Consider the following 18,214-nt stretch of genomic DNA (forward strand, 5'->3'; position numbering starts at 1 on the left):
CGTCGCCCCGGTCGTGGATTCGGGTTCCGCACCGGGGCGACGGGCGTGGCACCGGCCGCGCGCGCCGCTCAGTACACGTCGCGGACGTAGCGCTTGCCGCGCCGCATGTCGGCGAGGTACGCCTGCGCGTCGTCCTCGCCCTTGCCCCGCTGGCTCGCGATGACGGCCAGGAGCGCCTGCTCGACGTCCTTCGCCATCCGTGAGGCGTCACCGCACACGTACAGGTGCCCGCCGTCCTCGAGCCACGAGTAGAGCTCCGGGGCCTGTTCGAGCATCCGGGTCTGCACGTAGACCTTCTCGGCCTGGTCGCGCGAGAACGCCAGGTCGAGGCGGTCCAGCACGCCCTGCTCCTGCAGCTCGGTGAGTTCGTCCTCGTAGACGAAGTCGGTGTCGCGGTGCTGGTCGCCGAAGAACAGCCAGTTCCGGCCCGTCGCCCCGGAGACCGCACGCTCGTGCAGGAACCCGCGGAACGGGGCGATGCCGGTCCCCGGGCCGACCATGATCATCGGCGCGGACGGGTCGGCGGGGACCCCGAACGACGCGTTCGGCTGCAGGTAGACTTCCACGGTGCCGTCGGGGGCGACCCGGTCGGCGAGGAACGTCGACGCGACGCCGGCGTACATGCGGTGCGGGTCCCCGTACCGGACGGACGCGATCGTCAGGTGGATGCGGTCCGGGTGCGCGAGCGGGCTCGACGAGATCGAGTACTGGCGCGCCTGCAGCGGCCGGAGGTTCGGCAGGAGTTCGTCGAGTCCGGGTGCCGCGGGTCCGGCGTCGCGGAGCAGGTCGAGTACGTCGCGACCCCACAGCCAGCGGTCGAGCTCGTGCTTGTCACCGTGCGAGACGACGGCGGCGAGCTCCGACGACGGTGCGCGCTGGACGAGGTCCGCGATGAGGTCCTTCGAGGGCGTCCGGATCTCGCGGTCGGTCCGCAGGACCTCGGTGACCGGGCGGCCGTCGAGCGTCTCGGAGCCGTTCGCGCCGACCTGCTCGAGCAGCTCGCCGACGAACACCTCGTCGTTGACCGGCACGACCGCGAGCGCGTCGCCCGCCGAGTACTCGATCCCGGAGTCGCCGAGGTCGAACTCGTAGTGCCGGATCTCCTTCGCGCTGCGCGGCGAGGAGAGCAGCCGGTTCTCGACCAGCGCCGACGGGTACGGGTTGCGCTTGTTCCACTGGGCACCGGGCCTGGAGGCACGGCTCGCGCTCGCCCCGCCGGCCGCGGTCGTCGTACCGGTCGCCGCCACCGCCGTGGTCGCGCCGGGCTGCACGCCCGCCTCCGCCGCCAGACGGTCGAGCACCGCGGCCGTCCAGAGCGCGGCCGGGTCCTCGTAGTCCACGTCGCAGTCGACGCGGTCGTGGATGCGGGTGGCGCCGAGCTGCTCGAACCGGGTGTCGAGGAGCTTGCCGGCCTGGCAGAACTCGTCGTAGCTCGTGTCGCCGAGCCCGAGGACGGCGTACTGCAGTCCCTCGAGCCGCGGCACGGTGGTCGCCTGGATCGCGTCCCAGAACAGTCCGGCGTTGTCGGGCATCTCGCCCTCGCCGTACGTCGAGGTGACCACGAGCACGTGCGACATCCCGGCGAGCTGCTCCGGCGTGACGGCGTCGAGCGCGGTGGCACGACCGCCGAGCCCGCGGGCCTTCGCGCCGGAGACCAGCTCGTCGGCGAGGAACTCCGCGTTGCCGGTCTGCGTGCCGAACAGCACGTCGATCGTCGTCGTCGGGGCGCCGCCGGAGGCCCGCTTGCCCGCGGCCGCGATGCCGGCGATGAACCCGGCGAGCCAGGACTCCTGGGCCTGCGAGAACGGTGCGTCGACCGGGATCAGCGATCCGGTCGGGGGGAGCAGGCTCACGCGGACACCGCCTCGGTCGGCGCCTGCGGTGCACGGCGGGCGATGTCCTCGAGCGCCGCGTTCGCGAGCAGCTCGTCGAAGCGGGCCTCGCGGACGCGGCCGTCGTTCTTGGCGTTCTGGTGCATGATCCACCCGGTGGTGCCCGGCGCGTCCATGCTGCGGTTGTTCCGCTGCGTGAGCGCGCGCTTGTAGTCGTCGAGGCGCTTGATCGCGATGAGGGTCGCGAGCTCGTCGTCCGCGAAGCGGTCCAGCGTGCCGCGCAGGTACTTCACGACGCGCTGCTTCACGAAGAAGTCCTCGGTGAGGATGAGGTTCTTGACCGCCTCGGTCACCCGGGGGTCGTTCGGGCCGGCCGCGCCGGGGACCCGCTCGAGCGCGAGGTCCTGGGCGACGCCGAGCACCGTGTACGAGGACAGGAGCGAGAACATGTCGTCGCCCTGGTCGCCGAGCGACGGGGCACGGCCACCGAGGACGGCGCGCTGGTCGCGGTAGTCGACCTTGAACGCGCGGAGCTTGTCCGTCGCGATCGAGGTCGCCAGCTCGTCGAGCAGTTCGTTCCGGCTCGCTGCGGCCAGGATCTCGCCGGCGTCCTGGGTGAGCAGGAGCGCCCGGGGCATGCCGACGAAGACGTGCTGGCGGGTGGTCTCCCACTCGGCCAGCAGACGCTCGGCCAGCGCCGAGCCCGTCGCCTCGAGGTGCCACTCGAGCAGCAGGCGCGCCGCTGCCTCGTGGAAGGCCCCGCGCTCGGTGTCGGTGACCGGGAACACGAGGAGCGAGTCGGTGCTCGCGCGCTCGGTGACCTCGCCGGAGGGGTCGTACTGGTACAGGAACCCACCGGACATGCCGTTGCCGAGGCCCTTGCCGAAGGTGCCGAGGTTGAACACGGCACCGCCCGTCATGTACTCGCAGCCGAAGTCCCCGACGCCCTCGACCACGGCGGTCGCGCCGGAGTTGCGCACGGCGAACCGGTCGCCGGCCTCACCCTCGACGAAGGTGCGGCCGCCGGTCGCCCCGAACAGCGCGAAGTTGCCGACGAGGACGTTGCCGCCCTGTCCGGCACTGCCGCCACCGGGGGCGCGGACGATGATCCGGCCACCGCTCTGGCTCTTGCCGACGCCGTCGTTCGCGGTGCCGGTGTGCTCGAGCACGATGCCGTCGTTGTTGAACACGCCGTACGACTGCCCGGCCGACCCGAGCGTGCGGATCGTGACCGCGCCGTCGACGAGCCGGCGGCGTCCGCGGTCGTCCGTGGTGATCGCCGGGTGCCCGGACAGGTCGGTGTCGCGCAGCTCGTGGTTGAGCAGGCGCTCCACGTCGATGCCGAGCTGGCCGCCGACGGACTTGTCGCTGTTGCCGAGCAGCACGCCGTGCACGAGCACGTGCGCCTGCTCGTGGTCGACGAGGGCCGTGCGGACCCGCTCGAGCAGCGCGTCGTCGGTGTGGAAGTCCTTCTCGAGGTACTCCGGGTCCTCGACGAGCTTCTCGGGGACCTGCGCGAGGAGCGCCCGGACGTCGAGGCGCCCGACGCTCGCCGGGTGGTCGAGGAGCTGCAGCAGGTCGGTGCGACCGCGGGCCTCGCGCAGGGAGCGCAGGCCGAGGCGTGCGAGGATCTGCCGCACGTCGTGGGCGATGTTGAGCAGGTACTGCGCGAGCGCACGGGGGTCGCCCTCGAACGCCTCGGCGTTCGTGGTGAGACCAGCGGGGCACTTCACGTTGCAGTTCTTCGCCATCACGCAGCCGAGCATCATGAGCGCGGTCGTGCCGAACTCGAAGCTGTCGCCGCCGAGCAGCGCGCTCGTGACCACGTCGGAACCGGTCTGGTGCGCGCCCGAGCAGCGGAGCGTGACCTTCTGGCGGAGGCCGTTCGCGACGAGCGCCTGGTGGACCTCGGCGACGCCGATCTCCGCCGAGCGGCCGGCGTACTTCAGGCTCGTGACGGCCGCGGCGCCGGTGCCACCGGTGTTGCCCGCGACGTTGATGACGTCCGCGCCGGCCTTGGCGACGCCGACCGCGATGGTGCCGATGCCCTCGGAGGACACGAGCTTCACGATCACCCGGACGCGGGCGGCCTTGCAGTCGTGGATGAGCTGCGCGAGGTCCTCGATCGAGTACGTGTCGTGGTGCGGCGGCGGCGAGATGAGCTCGACGCCGGGGGTGCCACCACGGGCCGCGGCGATGTCCACCGTGACCTTCGGCGCGGGCAGCTGGCCGCCCTCGCCCGGCTTCGCGCCCTGGCCGATCTTGATCTCGAGCTCCTCGAGCATCGGGTCGGCGAGGTAGCCCGCCCAGATGCCGAAGCGTCCCGAGGCGAACTGCTTGATGCGCGAGCCGCGGATCGTGCCGTAGCGGGAGTGGTGCTCGCCGCCCTCACCGCTGTTCGACATGCCGCCGACCATGTTCGTGCCGTGCGCCACCGCCTCGTGCGCGGTCGCGACGAGCGCGCCGTGGCTCATCGCGCCGGACGCCAGGGTCCGGGTGATCTCGTGCGCCGGCTGGACCTCGTCGAGCGCGACGCTCGCCGGGGCGTGGTCGAGCAGTGCGAGCAGCTCGACGGCGGAGCCGGTGGCGCGGAGCGTCACCTGGGTGTCGTCGACGGAGTCGACGTCGACCTGACCGGGGTGCAACAGCGCGAGGCCGTCCGCGAGGGCCGCGTGGCGCAGTGCACCCGTGGTCCCCGTCGACGTGAGCTCGAGGCGGAAGCGAGCCGTGCCTCCTGGAAGGTCCCCGTCGTCGGCCGGACGCGAGCCGGAGAGCCCACGCACCGTGACGCTCGCGTTGCCGGTGGTCGAGAAGCGGCCGAGCTCGCGGGCGAAGTCCTCTGCCGTGTCGATGCCGGTGACGTCCGCGGGCAGTGCGAGGACGTCTCGGAGGGCGGCGGGACGGCGCGACCGCTCGTCGTGCGTCGTCTGCAGGAACGTGACGTAGCCCGGGGTGATCCGGTGCGCGTCGATCTCGGCGTCGCTGAGCCGGTCGTAGCCCGTGTTGCGGTAGGCGGTGTCGGTGATGCCGAACGCGTCGTCGAGCTGCCCGAGCGTGAGGAGCCGCAGTGCTTCGGAGTCGCCGGAGCGCTCGAAGGCCGGACGTTCCTCGGTCATGCCGCCGAAGCCGCGCACGCTCGCGACGCCGAACGAGTGCCCGGCGCCGTCCGAGCGCTCCTTGAAGAGGCCGAGCATGGGCACCTGGCCCTCGGACTCCACCGTGCGGGCGCGCTCGTGCCAGTCCGTCGCCGCCTGGGCGATGCGGGCGAACCCGACGCCGCCGACCGGGGCCTGCATGTGCGGGAAGACCCGGGCGAGCAGGTCGTCGCGGGTGTCGAGGTAGTTCGGCTCGAAGAACTCGCCGCCGATGTAGCTCTCGGCCGTGCAGAGCCCGACGCGGCCCATCGTCTTCGCGAGGGCCTTCTCGGCCGCCTTCCGGAAGCGCTTGAGGGCGAGGTCGGTCGCGGTCAGTTCGCCGGCCGGGGCGGGCGCTGCGGGGTACTTCTCCTCCGCACGGAGACGTGCGGAGAGGCTGTACACCGCCGCGGCACCGAAACCGAGCGCCGTCGCCACGTGGTGTGACGATGGCAGCTGACCGGACTCGGCGACGACGGAGATCCGCAGGCGCAGACCGGTCTCGATGAGCCGCTGGTTGACGGCGGCCACGGCGAGGATGACGGGGAGGGGCGCGTGCGTCGACGACACGTTGCGGTCGGTGAGCACGGCGATGCCGCCGGTGCGTTCGGCGAAGGCGGCGACGGCGTCGGCGAGGTGCTCGGTCGCGGTGCGGACCGCGTCGGCGTTCGCCTGCTCGTCGCCGAGCACCGGCACGTAGAGCATGTCGAAGCGCTCGAGCGGCACGATGTCCTGCTCGCGCAGGCGCACCATGTCGAGGTGCCCGAGGATCGGGGACTCCACGACGAGCTGCCGCGTCGCCGAACCCGTCCCGTCGGGCTTCGCGCCGAGGGCGACGCGCATCGACATGCCGTCGGCCTCGCGGATCGAGTCGAGCGGCGGGTTCGTCACCTGGGCGAAGCGCTGCGAGAAGTACTTCGCCATGCCGCCCTCGGTGTCGCTCAGGGCGTTGATGGCGTTGCCGTAGCCCATCGCCGAGATCCGCTCCGAGCCGTTCTGCAGCATCGGGTCGAGCATGAACCGGAAGCTCTCCTGGTTCAGCGAGTACGCCACGTAGCGGCCCGCGAGCGACAGGTCGCCCTCGTAGCCGAGCGTGGTCGTCGTGCGCTGGTACTCCGGCGCCGGGACGTCGTCCAGGTTGACGCGCGCGGCGTCGAGGAGCGTCCCGTACGGCTTCCGCGCGGCGAGCATCTCGAGCACCTCACGCGTGCGCATGAGCGTGCCGGTGCGGTGGTCGACGACGAGCATGCCGCCCGCCTCGATGCGGCCGCGGTGCACGACGTCCTCCGGCTCGAACTCGACCTGACCGGCCTCGGACGACACCATCAGGTACTCGGCGGTCTGCACCGAGCGCAGCGGGCGCAATCCCAGTCGGTCGAGCCGTGCGCCGACCACGTCGCCGTCGCTGAAGATCACGGCGGCCGGGCCGTCGTTCTTCTCCTCGTACAGCGAGAAGAACTCGAGCATGTCCCGCACCGCCGGGGTCAGGGTGCGGTCGTTCTCCCACGCCGGGGGCATGAGCGAGACCACGGCCTCGACGATCTCGAGGCCGTCGTCGAACACCCGGCTCTGCAGGGTCTGGTCGAGGCGGCTCGAGTCGGACTGGCCGGGCGGGCGGACGATGCTGCGGGTCCGTGCACGGGCGAGGGCCTCGTCGGACAGCCGATTCTTCCGGTCGGTGTTCAGCTCGCCGTTGTGCGCCATCAGGCGGAACGGCTGCGCCATCGTCGGGTGCGGCTCGGTGTTCGTCGAGAACCGGGTGTGGAAGTAGAGCGTCCGGACCGAGTGGCGCGGGTCACGCAGGTCGGTGAAGTACCCGATGACCTCGCCGGAGTTCAGCCGCCCCTTGAGGATCTGGGTCCGGGCGCTGAGCGACAGCGGGTACAGGGCGGCGTGCTCGGCACGGTCGGCGGCGGCCTGGCCGTACGACACCGCCTCGATCGCGAGGAGGGCGCGGTTGGCGGCGGCGTCGACCTCGGCGCGGGTCCAGGCCTCGGGGGCGCGGAAGACCCACTGCACGATCGGCAGCTGGTACTGCTCGGCCTCGGGACGGGCGACGGAGTGGTCCACCGGGACGTCACGGACGAGCAGGAGCTCGAAGCCCTGCTGCTCGATGGCGTCCGTGACGGTCTGCTGCGCACGGGCGCGCTCGGCGTCCGCAGCCGGGCCTGCGCCGCTCGGCACGAAGCAGTTCGCGACGCCGAAGTGGCCCGCGCGGAGCTCCTCGCCGGTGATCGCGCTGAAGAACTCCACCGACAGGTCGATGCTCACGCCCGCGCCGTCACCGACACCCTCGGCGGACTTGCCGCCGCGGTGGGGGATGGCGCACAGTGCTTCGTCGCCCTTGCGGATGACGTCGTGGCTCGGCGTCCCGTCGAGTCGGGTGATGAAACCGACGCCGCAGTCGCTCGATTCGCGGGCAGGGTCGTAGAGACCGAAGGAGGAGGGGTTCACGTGTGCAGGTCCAGTGGGGCGTTGCCGGCAGCGGACGGCCAGGCTGCATCAGTGGAGCGCTCGCCGCGGGCAGACCGATGGTGGCAGTCGGGCCCTGTGGGGTTGTGGTGCGGTGAGGCGATGCTACGGCGCGGTATACCGCCCGCGCAACACCGTGGGGCCGGGGTGCGCGGCGCGGGCGCGGTGGGGGTGTGCGGCGCGGGTGCGGCGGGGGTGCGGAGCGGTTCGCTTGCGCACAACGAAAGTCACTCCGCGCCGCGGGTCCCCGTGGCGCGGAGTGACTTCCGTTGTGCGAACGCCCGGCCCGGCCGCCGGCCGCGCGGCGGCCGCGGGCCGGCCGGGCCGCCGGCCGCCGGCGTCAGGCGGCGTGGCGCTCGTCGACCGCGATCGGCTCGGTCGCCGCCGTGCTCGCGTCCGCCGCCGGGGTCGTGCCCGGGCGGATGAGCTCCGGACGACGCCGGGACCGGAACACCCACGCCTTGAACAGGACGAAGCGGACCAGCGTCGCCACGAGGTTCGCGGCCGTGAGCACCACGATCTCCGCACCGTGCGACGATCCCGGTGCCGCCGAGTGCAGGATCACCAGCGACCCGGACGTGATCGCCCACGCGATCCCGAACACCACCAGCCCCTGCACGTGGTGCCGCCCCGCGCCGGCACGTCCCCGAACCCCGAACGTGAAGCGTCGGTTGAGCGCCGTGTTGCCGATCGCGGTGACCAGGAGCGCCAGGAAGTCCGCCGTCTGGGCACCGATCGCCGGGCGGAACAGGGCGTAGAGCACGGCGAACGCGATCGTCGACAGCACGCCGATCGTCCCGAAGCGCAGCACCTGCCCGACGATCCCGACGTGCGGCGGCGTGAACGGACGGCGGCCGATGGCGTCGTACACGGCGCCGATCGGCACCCGTCCGGTCGCGAGCCCGCGGGAGACCCGCCACATCCCCTTGAGGTCCTCGGTCGCGGTCGAGGCGATGTGCACCGACGAGTTCACGTCGTCCACCCAGTCGACCGGGACCTCGTGGATCCGCAGTCCGGCGTGCTCGGCCAGCACGAGCAGCTCGGTGTCGAAGAACCACGCGTCGTCCTCGCACAGTGGCAGGACGTGTTCCGCGGCCTGCCGGGTGATCGCCTTGAAGCCGCACTGCGCGTCCGAGAAGGACACCCCCATCGTGGTGCGGAGCAGCAGGTTGTACGAGCGGGAGATGAACTCGCGCTTCCCGCCACGCACCACACGTGACGAACCTGCCAACCGGGTGCCGATCGCCACGTCCGAGTGCCCGGACAGCAGCGGGGCGACGAGGGGCTCGAGCGCGGCGAGGTCGGTGGAGAGGTCCTCGTCGACGTACACCAGCACGGTGGCCGGCGACGCTGCCCAGACGGCCTTGAGCGCACGGCCCCGGCCCTTCTCCGGCAGGTGCACCGCCTGCACGTCCGGCAGCATCGCGGCGAGGTCGTCGGCGATCCGCGCGGTGTCGTCGGTCGAGGCGTTGTCCGCGATCGTGATGCGCCAGGTGTTCCGGAGCGACGTCCGGCAGAAGGTGTGCAAGCGGCGGACGTGGGCGGCGAGCGTGTCCTGCTCGTTGTAGCAGGGGACGACGATGTCGATGTCGAGGGTGTGGTTCGTCTCCGTCATGGTGCTCATGCTCGGGACCGGGCATACGGGGACCGCAGCAGCCCGCTGTGCCGCGGCTAAGAACGCTGGAGGGTGTTCGGCGACCATTCACGTCCGACGGCGAACCGATCGCGACGTGCATCGGTACCGTCAGGAGCGCGACACCCGTCGGTCAGGGCGACGGGTGCTGACGAGGAGGCGCCGTGGCCGCACAGGACGACCCGCACCGGACCGCAGCGTTGCTGCCGGGGGAACGGTTGGGCCTGGCGCTCGACGAACGGTGCGCGGAGTTCCAGGAGCTCCTGCTCGCTCCGCCGCTCCACGGCATCCGGCCGGCCGGACACGACTGGCTCCGACAGCGCTACGAGCAGATCGTCCCGCTCGTGCTCCCCGCCGCGCTCCGGGCGGTCGAGCACGGGGAGCCCGTCGATGCCGGGTGCCTCGCGCGGCTGCGGGCGGTGGCGGCGGCGAGCGCCGAGGACCCGCGGGTGGACGTCTCCGTCGTGCTCCGGGGAGCGCTGCCCGCGATCCGCGTGTTCGCCGTCGTCATGCACTCGGTGGTGCGCGACGGCGGGGTGACCGTCGACCACGCCGGCCGAACGATGCTCGCGATGAGTCGTGCGTCGCTCGTGGCGCACGAGCTCGGCTCCTGCTGGGCGGAGGCCTGGGCACACGAACGGCGTCGGGCGTCCGCACCCGTGGCCTCGGCGGCGGAGGAGACCTCGCTCGCCCCGGAGATCACGACCGGTGAGATCGACCTCGTCGCGCAGGTCCCGGGGCTCGACGAGACCGAGGAGACCATGCTCGCCCTCGCCGCGCGAGGTCTGTCGAACGACGAGATCGCACGCGAGACGTCCTACAGCAGGCAGGCCGTGGCGTGGCACCTCGGTCGGCTGATGCGCTCGTGGAGGGCACCGAACCGCACGGCGATGGTGTCCGTCGCCTTCATGAAGGGCTGGATCCGGTCCCGCTGTGAGGTGCGTGGCGTCGCTCGTACGGACCGCGGGTCCCGGGAACTCGGCGCCGCCGCGCACGACGACGCCCCCTGAGACCGAGGTCCCAGGGGGCGTCGAACGGGAGGGGGGGATCAGCCGCCGTTCACGCTGATGACGTTGTCGATGCGCTCGATGTTGCCGAACGCACCCCAGTTCAGCCAGCCGCCGTCACCGTTGTTGGTGATGCGGCCGGGACCCTTGAACCAGTAGATGACGTAGTTTCCGCCCTTGATGTCGATGGACTGGGCGTCCGCGACGTCGCCCTCGACCGAGATGTCCTGGTTCTTGTTCACGACCGCGACGGTGAGGCGGTCCGGGTTGCCGGCGTTCCAGTAGCCGACGTCGAGTGCCGCCTGGACGGCACCGCCGCGGTCGCTCTGGTCGTTCACCGCGTCGCGGATCGCGTTGACGATCGCGACCGGGTCGAGGTTGACGTTGACGTTCCCGCTGCCGTCGACGCTGCTCGACTGCGAGGCTGTCGGGGCGGGGGTGGCCGCCTGGGCCGGAGCGGCGACGAGCGCTCCGGCGAGGACGGCGCCGCCGAGGGCGGTGCCGGCGAGGGTCTTCACGGTCTTGGACTTGAAGGACTTCATGGTCTTCGATCCCATCTCTGCAGTGGTGACCCGTTCGGGTCGTCTTGCTCGGACGTGGACCAGCCTGCGACGGTCGCCGCTCGATCGCACGCGATCGGGCGGGACGTTGGACGATCGTCTGACGATCGGGACACCCTCGGCGCGGACGAGGCAAGCTCCCGCCGAGCGCCGAGCGCCGAGCGCCGAGCGCCGAGCGCCGAGCGCCGAGCGCCGAGCTCGAGCTCGGCGTCCTGGCGTCCCGACGCCTCAGCGCGCGAACAGCACCTGCACGACCGCGATGACCGCGAGCACCGCGATGGGGACGCCCGCGATCCAGACCCCGGCGCGCACCTGCGTCCGCCGGATCGTGGCCGGCGCGTGCGAGGTCCGGGCGAACTCGGTCGCCGCGACGAGCTCCGGGGCCGCGGCCGGCGGCGCGGGCTCGGGCTGGGGCCGGTCGTCCTCGAACGCGGGCACCTCGACCACGAGGTCGTCGGCGCGCGGCCGCTCCGGCAGTCGTGCGAAGTCGTTCGGCATGCGGGCCCCCGTCCGTTCCCGTCCAGTGTGCCAGACGGCGCGGACGGCCTCAGCGCTGGCCGCGCACCCACCGGCGGCCGAGCTGCTGGCCGCGAGCCCACCGGCGGCCGAGCTGCGGGTCAGCCCTGGACGGTGAGCGCTCCCGACTGCAGGACGACCCGCCCGTCCTTCGGCAGCCACACCTGGAGTCCGCCGACCTCGGCGACCGAGAACCGCGACCGCTCCGAGTCGAACAGCTGCGTCACGGCCCCGGACGGCGGGAAGCGTCGGTCGTTCCCGACCACGATCGCGACGTACGGCCCCTGGTCGGCCCGGGTGGTGCCGCGCTCGGCGACGTACGGCACGAAGAGCCCCGGGGTCGCCGACACGAACAGGATCTTGCCGTCGGGCACGTGTTGTTCCTCGAGGTAGTCCCCGAGCAGCGCGATGCCCGTCGGGTGCTGGCGTGCGATGTCCTGGCTGAGCCGGACGGACGGCACGACGAGTGAGACGACCAGCACGAGCGACAGCGCCGTCGCGACCGGGGCCGCCCGCCGCACCGGCACACGCGGCAGTCGCGCCAGCCCGATCGCGGCCAGGACGAGCAGGAACGGCATCCACGCCGAGTAGTACGTGGGCAGCGCGATCTTCGCGACGACCACGTAGAAGCCCACGAGCAGCGCCAGGGCGATGCCGACGTACGCGACGAGCCGGTCGGCCCGGATCGCCAGCGCCGCGACGACCCCGACCGCGAGGACGACGAGCAGCGGCACCCCCGTTCCGGCCTCCATGAAGTGCAGGTTCGCCCACCACGGCGCGAACCGGTAGACGGTGCCGCCGATGGTGATCGGGTGGCCGGTGGTGTTCTGCCCCTCCTGGAACTCGATCATGTACCGGATCGCGGACCGGATCCCCATCGGCACGTACGACACGACGAACACCAGCCCGAACGCGGCCGCCCACATCGCGCCGCCGACGAGCAGTCGACGCCAGGCCCGGAACAGCACGGGCAGCAGCAGGAACACCGGCAGCAGCACCACGGTGGAGACCTTCGACGTCACCGACAGGGCCATCAGCGCACCGGACACCGGCGCGAGCCACCACCGGTCGCCGCGCATCCACACCCACGCCGTGGCCACCGCGAGCACGGCGAACGCGGTCATCACCGGGTCGAGCAGTGCCAGACGGTCGACGCGCGGACCGGCACCACCGCGCGGCGTCAGCCACCAGAGGGCGGCGGCGAGCAGGGCGCCCCAGTAGCCGATCTCGCGCCGCAGCCACCAGTACAGCGCGACGCCGACGCCGAAGGTCAGCAGGGCGACGAGCACGCGCGGACCGATCGGCCCCTGTCCGGCGACGAGTTGCGCGAGACCGAACAGGTACTTCGCGGTCGGGGGGTGCTCGCGGTTGAACGAGAAGTCGCCGTGCACGTACTGCCACCCGGCGCGGAGGTAGATGTCCTCGTCGCCGGTGATGTTGGGCCCGCCGATGTTCCAGAAGCACTGGTAGAGGGCCCAGAGCAGGACCACGGCCGCCACTCCTGCCCGGATGCGGAGGTCACCGGCGAGTGCGGACAGTCGTGAGGGCACCGTCCGAACCTAGTTGCTCGGCCGCTCCCGAGCGAACCGGCCCGGTCAGCCGACGTCCGGTGTCCGACCCGGCAGATCGACCGTGAACGCCGTCCGTCCCGGCTCCGAGGCGACCCGGACGAGCCCGTCGTGCGCGGTCACGACGGCCCGGACGATCGCCAGCCCGAGGCCGCTCGTGCCGTGCTCGCGGGACCGGGACGCCTCGCCGCGGGTGAACCGGTCGAACAGCGTCGGGAGCACCTCGGCGGGGATGACCGGCCCGTCGTTCGTGACCACGAGACGCACGACGTCGCCGGTCCGCTGCAGGGAGACCACCACGGACGTGCCCTCCGGCGTGTGCGTCCGCGCGTTCGCCAGCAGGTTCGTCACGACCCGCCGCAGCTGCGTCGCGTCCCCGGAGACCACGAACGGGTGGTCGTCCAGCACCTGCAGCGTCCACCGGTGCCCGGGGGCGGTCGCGCGCGCGTCCATCGTCGCCTCGACGACGATCGACGTCAGATCGACCGGCTCGCGTGCCGGTGCCGGGCCGGACGCCAGGGCGACGGCGTCGAGCCGCGCGAGCAGGAGCAGCTCCTCGACGAGGTCGCCCATCCGCACCGCCTCGCGCCCGATCCGGTCGACGTTGCGGCGCACCGCGTCGGGGTCGTCCGACGACGCCGAGAGCTCGGCGTACGCCCGCACGGTCGCGATCGGTGTCCGCAGCTCGTGCGACGCGTCGGCGACGAACGTCCGCATGCCCGTCTCGGCCTCGCGTCGGACCGTGAGCGCCCGGGCGACGTGTCCGAGGAGGCGGTTGAGCGCGGTGCCGACCTGCTCGACCTCGCGGTTCGCCGCGAGGTCCCCGGCCGAGACCCGCACCGGGATGTCCGTGTCCCCGCGCTCCAGGTCGAGCTCGGTGACGTCGGATGCCACGGCCGCCACCCGTTCGAGCGGGCGGAGCGATCGCCGGACGAGCAGGGTCAGCGCCCAGGCCGCGACGAGCAGCCCGACGACCGTCACCACACCGATGACGAGCAGGAGGCGGCCGATGGCGGCGTCGAGGTCGCCGAGCGGCAGCGCGGTCACGAAGACGTCGCCGTCGTCGCCGACGGCCTGGGCCCGGTAGGTGCCGAGCTTCCCCAGGTCGACCGTCACGGGGTCGCCGTCGCTGGCGATGCGCGACAGGGTCGCCTCCTGCGCCGACGACAGCCCGTGCTGCCGGCCGCTGCTGTCCGTGTACCCGCCGAGGACGGTCGCGCCGTCGCGCAGGATCGCGACGACGGTGCCGGCGGACTGTCCGGGAGCGCCGATGAACGCGTTGTCCGGGTCCGAGCCGGAGCCGGTACCGGTCGACGGGGGCGGTGGCCGTTCGCCGTCCGGTCCGCCGACGGTCCGCTCGGCCGCGGTCGCGAGTTCCGCGTCGAGCCGGTCGACCAGGTACCCGCGGAACGCGACGACCGTCACCGCTCCGACGACGACGTTGGTCGCGACGAGCAGGAGCGCCACGGCCGCCACGATCCGCCACCGCAGCGACGGCACGCGCCGCCGACGGTCGGTGCCGTTCCGGGCCCGGGAGGCGCGGCTCGCCGTCCGCGGTCGGCTCACATCGTCGGCCGGAGCACGTACCCGGCTCCGCGGACGGTCTGCAGCATCGGCTCGCGTCCGGCGTCGAGCTTCTTGCGCAGGTACGAGACGTACATGTCCACGAGGTTGGACGACGTGCCGAAGTCCATCCCCCAGACGTTCGCCAGGAGTTGCTCCCGGGAGAGCACGCGGTTGGCGTTCCGCGCGAGGTGCCGCAGCAGCTCGTACTCGGTCGGGGTGAGGTCGATCGGTTCACCGGCGCGCGTGACCGTCCTGGCGTCCTCGTCGAGCCGGAGGTCGCCGACGCTCGTCGCGGCCGGACTCCCGACGGCCGCGACCCGGGGCGACGTCCGGGCCAGGATCCGCGCTCGGACGAGCAGCTCGTCGATGCCGAAGGGCTTGGTCAGGTAGTCGTCGCCGCCGCCCGTGAGTCCGGCGAGCCGGTCCTCGGGGGCGTCCCGCGCCGTGAGGAACAGCACCCGCACGTCGTCCCGGGCGTCCCGGAGGCGTTCGAGCACCTCGAACCCGTCGATGTCCGGCAGCATCACGTCGAGGACGACCACGTCGGGTCGGAAGTCCCGGGCGGCGAACAGCACGTCGCGCCCGCGGTGCACGGCCCGCACCTCCCACCCGTCGCCCGCGAACGCGAGGGCGACGGCGTCCGCGAGGGCGTGCTCGTCGTCGACGACGAGGGCGCGGACGGGCGAGCCGTCGGTGCGCTGCAGCGGTTGCCCGGTCACGTCCGCGAGCCTAGCCACCGCGCCCTCGTCGTCGATCACTTCGTGCTGCTGAGGTCGTAGACGGTCTGGCCGCCGACGGTCGTGGACTCGTAGTTCGCCGCGACCCACTCCTGGATGGCCGAGGCCGTGGACGATCCGCCGCCCATGCCGCCGCCGCCCGAGCCGGAGGACACGTAGTACCCGATGTCCCCGTCGGCGACGTACGCCTGGAACTCGGCGAGCGTCGGTGCCGGGTCGCTCGACCAGCCGCCGATCGCCATGACGGCGGTGTCGGTGTCGAGTTCGAGCTGTGCGGCCGTCTGCGAGCCGTTGACGGCAGCGGCCCACTTCGCGTCGGACGCCTCGAGGAGCTTCTGCAACGCCGACGAGGTCGTCGACCCGCCACCGCCCATGCCGCTCGGGGCGCCGTCGGTCGATCCCTCGGTGGTCCCGGAGGCGCCACCGGGCGCCGTCCCGTCGGCACCTTCCGGCGCCTCGCCGGTCATGCCCTCCGGCGGGGTCCCGCCGGGACCCTGCTGGGAGCCGTCGTCGGCGGTGGAGCCGCCCGTCTCGGAGTCGGAGGTCGATCCGCCCGGACCACCCGCGCCTCCTGGCATGCCACCCGTGCCACCGCCGCCCATCCCACCGGAGCTGCTGCCCGCCGGACCGACGCTCGGGATCGAGCCGGAGTGCGCGACGGTCGTCGTGGCGAGGGCGTAGGCCGTGGTGCCGCTGAGCCCGAACAGGGTGCCGGCGAGGACACCGATCGTGACGAGCCTGCGGAGCGACGGCACGCTGCCCATCACGACGAGCGCTGCCGACAGCAGGCCGCCGGCCAGCATCACCCAGCGGAGCCAGGGCAGCCACGTCGGGTTCTCGTCGAGCAGGCACCAGCCCCAGAAGGCCGTGACGCCGATCATGGCGGCCAGACCGATGCGGCCGGTGAAGCGCTCGCGGGCGTGCCAGAGCAGCGCTCCGCCGGTGCCGACGAGTCCGGCGATCGCCGGGGCCAGCGCGACCGTGTAGTACGGGTGGATCGTGCCGGACATGTACGAGAAGACGAGTCCGGTGACGAGCAGCCAGCCACCCCAGAGCACGAGTCCGGCGCGGGCCGGGTCGGCCAGGTGACGGCGGCCGACGACGACCAGGCCGACGACCAGCGCGATGAGTGCGGCGGGCAGGAGCCACGAGATCTCGAGGCCCATCTCGGACGAGAACAGCCGGTTCAGGCCCGTCGACCCGCCGAACGAACCGCCCGCGGTGCCGCCGGTCATGCCGCCGCCTCCGCCGCCGTTGCCCGAGCCGCCGAAGATCCGACCGAGGCCGTTGTAGCCGAACACGAGGTCGAGCACGGTGTTGTTCGTCGAGCCGCCGATGTAGGGGCGGGACTCGGCGGGCCACAGCCACACGGCGACCACCCACCAGCCTGCGGCGACGACGAGGGACCCGGCGGCGACGAGCAGGCCGACGACGCGCCTGCCCCAGGTGGTGCGAGCGGCGAACAGGTACACGAGGCCGAACGCCGGCAGGACGAGCAGCCCCTGCAGCATCTTCGTCAGGAAGGCGAACCCGAGGGCGACCCCGGCGAGGGCGATCCACTTCCAGCTGCCCCTCGGGAGCGCCCGCACGGTGCAGTACGCGCCGGCGGTCATGAGGAGGACGAGCAGCGCGTCCGGGTTGTCGAACCGGAACATCAGCGCGGCGGCCGGGGTCGCCGCGACGACGAAGCCCGCGAGCAGCGCGCCGACGTTCGCCGTGGTGGCCCCGAGCCGGGCGAGCGTGCGGCGGACCGTGCCCCACACGAGCGCGACGGACCCGACGGCCATGAGGGCCTGGGGGAGCAGGAGGCTGAAGCTCGAGAAGCCGAACAGCCGGGCGGACAGCACCATCACCCACAGCGAGGCCGGGGGCTTGTCAACCGTGATGAAGTTCGACGAGTCGAGGGAGCCGAAGAAGAACGCCTCCCACGACTTCGTGCCGGCCTGCACGGCGGCGGCGTAGAAGCTGTTCGCGTACCCGGAGACGCTGAGGTCCCAGAGGTACACCACGGCGGTCACGGCGAGGAGCGCCCAGAACGCGGGCCGGAGCCAGCGGGCGTCCTCGCGCTCGCCGAGGAACAGGCGGGCGACGGGCTTGCGGCGCCGATCCCGCGCGTCGGTGCGCGCGGTCTCGCGTCGATCGGTCACGGGTATCGGGTACGTGGTCATGGAAGTGAGGATTCCGGGCGTTCCCCGACTGTCACCCTGCGTCGGCTATGCGCGCCCTAAGACGCGCGGCCGCGGCGGTGGGGGTGCACAGTGTGCGAGGTTCCGCGCGCGGTGGGATGCCCCGCGAGTCATACACTGCGCGGCACCCCGCACAGTGCGGCCGCGACCTCCCACCGTGCGACGTCACGCGTACCGCTGCGCCGCGTGCAGGGCCGCGCCGGTGTACGAGCCGCCGAACAGGAACACGTGCAGGAGCAGCGGCGCGAGCTGGTGCAGCTCGACCCGCTCCTGCCACCCGGCGGCGAGCGGGGACTCGGCGTCGTAGGCGGCGAGCACGGCCTCGAGTCGGGGGAGTCCGAAGAGCCCGAGGAGCGCCAGGTCCGTCTCGGCGTGCCCACCGTGCGCGATGGGGTCGATGAGCACCGCTCCCGTGGGCGTCGTCCCGTCGATCGGCTCCGCGTCCGTCGGCCAGAGCACGTTGCCCGCCCAGAGGTCGCCGTGCAGCCTCGCCGGCCGGTCACCGACGAGCTTCGGCTGCGGTGACCCGAGCGTCCCGTCCTGGACCCGGTCGGCGACCCGGTCGAACACGCCTGCCTGGGCGTGGTCGAACCCGCCGGCGTCGACGATGCGGCGGACGAAGTCGCGGATCCGGTACTCCGCGAAGAACTCGCCCCAGGTGGCCGGCGCGTCCGCCGCGGCGACGAACGGCGTGCGGGAGCGTCCCATCCGCAGGGGTGTGTCCGTCGGCCAGCCGGAGGGCGGCGCGCCCCAGTGCTCGGCGCCCGCAGCGTGGGTGTGCGCCAGGGACCGCCCGAACCGCTCGGCCTGCCGTGTCGACGGCGAACCGTCCGGGATCAGCTCGAGGTCGAGGACCGTCGGGCGGGGTCGACCGAGCACGCGGGCGATCCGGGTGCCGCCGTCGGGTTCGGCCTCGGCGAGCCAGTCCAGACCGGCTGCCTCGGCGGCGGCCTCGTCGGGGGAGGCGAAGGTCTTCACGTGGGTCTCGGCCATCGCCCCATCC

11 protein-coding genes are annotated in these 18,214 nt (G+C 72.7%); 1 reads left to right on the forward strand and 10 read right to left on the reverse strand.

Annotated features, from left to right (window positions below; translation table 11 throughout):
- Positions 1-68 precede the first annotated feature (68 nt).
- From J2X60_RS00160 to J2X60_RS00170, 3 genes are all read right to left on the reverse strand, one after another.
- Complete coding sequence (locus J2X60_RS00160; protein WP_309886045.1) at positions 69-1,853, reverse strand: sulfite reductase subunit alpha; 1,785 nt, start codon at positions 1,851-1,853, stop codon at positions 69-71.
- Entirely contained in the window at positions 1,850-7,420 is a 5,571-nt protein-coding gene (locus J2X60_RS00165) for a glutamate synthase-related protein (RefSeq protein ID WP_309886046.1), read from the reverse strand. Before J2X60_RS00165 ends, J2X60_RS00160 begins: the two co-directional genes overlap by 4 nt.
- Positions 7,421-7,778: 358 nt before the next feature.
- Complete coding sequence (locus J2X60_RS00170; protein WP_396127767.1) at positions 7,779-9,062, reverse strand: glycosyltransferase; 1,284 nt, start codon at positions 9,060-9,062, stop codon at positions 7,779-7,781.
- Positions 9,063-9,235: 173 nt separating this feature from the next.
- Between J2X60_RS00170 and J2X60_RS00175 the strand changes: the two genes are divergently transcribed.
- Positions 9,236-10,081, forward strand: coding sequence for a helix-turn-helix transcriptional regulator (locus J2X60_RS00175; RefSeq protein WP_309886050.1), 846 nt, complete (start codon positions 9,236-9,238; stop codon positions 10,079-10,081).
- 38 nt (positions 10,082-10,119) lie between these two features.
- Here the strand turns inward: J2X60_RS00175 and J2X60_RS00180 are convergent, their stop codons facing one another.
- From J2X60_RS00180 to J2X60_RS00210, 7 genes are all read right to left on the reverse strand, one after another.
- Entirely contained in the window at positions 10,120-10,635 is a 516-nt protein-coding gene (locus tag J2X60_RS00180) for a hypothetical protein (protein WP_309776722.1), read from the reverse strand.
- 231 nt (positions 10,636-10,866) lie between these two features.
- The gene (locus tag J2X60_RS00185) at positions 10,867-11,136 is read right to left on the reverse strand and encodes a hypothetical protein (protein WP_309776721.1); all 270 of its coding nucleotides are present in this window, start codon (positions 11,134-11,136) and stop codon (positions 10,867-10,869) included.
- A 119-nt stretch (positions 11,137-11,255) separates the two neighbouring features.
- Positions 11,256-12,704 (reverse strand): glycosyltransferase family 39 protein, encoded by a 1,449-nt coding sequence (locus J2X60_RS00190; protein ID WP_309886052.1) that lies wholly within the window; start codon positions 12,702-12,704, stop codon positions 11,256-11,258.
- 45 nt (positions 12,705-12,749) lie between these two features.
- On the reverse strand, positions 12,750-14,222 hold the full coding sequence (locus J2X60_RS00195; RefSeq protein WP_309886054.1) for a HAMP domain-containing sensor histidine kinase: 1,473 nt from the start codon (positions 14,220-14,222) through the stop codon (positions 12,750-12,752).
- A gap of 62 nt (positions 14,223-14,284) precedes the next feature.
- On the reverse strand, positions 14,285-15,007 hold the full coding sequence (locus tag J2X60_RS00200; protein ID WP_309886055.1) for a response regulator transcription factor: 723 nt from the start codon (positions 15,005-15,007) through the stop codon (positions 14,285-14,287).
- Positions 15,008-15,042: 35 nt separating this feature from the next.
- Positions 15,043-17,193 carry a glycosyltransferase family 39 protein gene (locus tag J2X60_RS00205; protein ID WP_309886058.1) on the reverse strand — a complete coding sequence of 717 codons (2,151 nt, stop codon included), beginning with the start codon at positions 17,191-17,193 and terminating at the stop codon, positions 15,043-15,045.
- A gap of 183 nt (positions 17,194-17,376) precedes the next feature.
- Positions 17,377-18,204 carry a fructosamine kinase family protein gene (locus J2X60_RS00210; RefSeq protein WP_309776715.1) on the reverse strand — a complete coding sequence of 276 codons (828 nt, stop codon included), beginning with the start codon at positions 18,202-18,204 and terminating at the stop codon, positions 17,377-17,379.
- Positions 18,205-18,214 lie beyond the last annotated feature (10 nt).

The organism is Curtobacterium sp. 320 (assembly GCF_031455235.1).
Taxonomy (GTDB): domain Bacteria; phylum Actinomycetota; class Actinomycetes; order Actinomycetales; family Microbacteriaceae; genus Curtobacterium.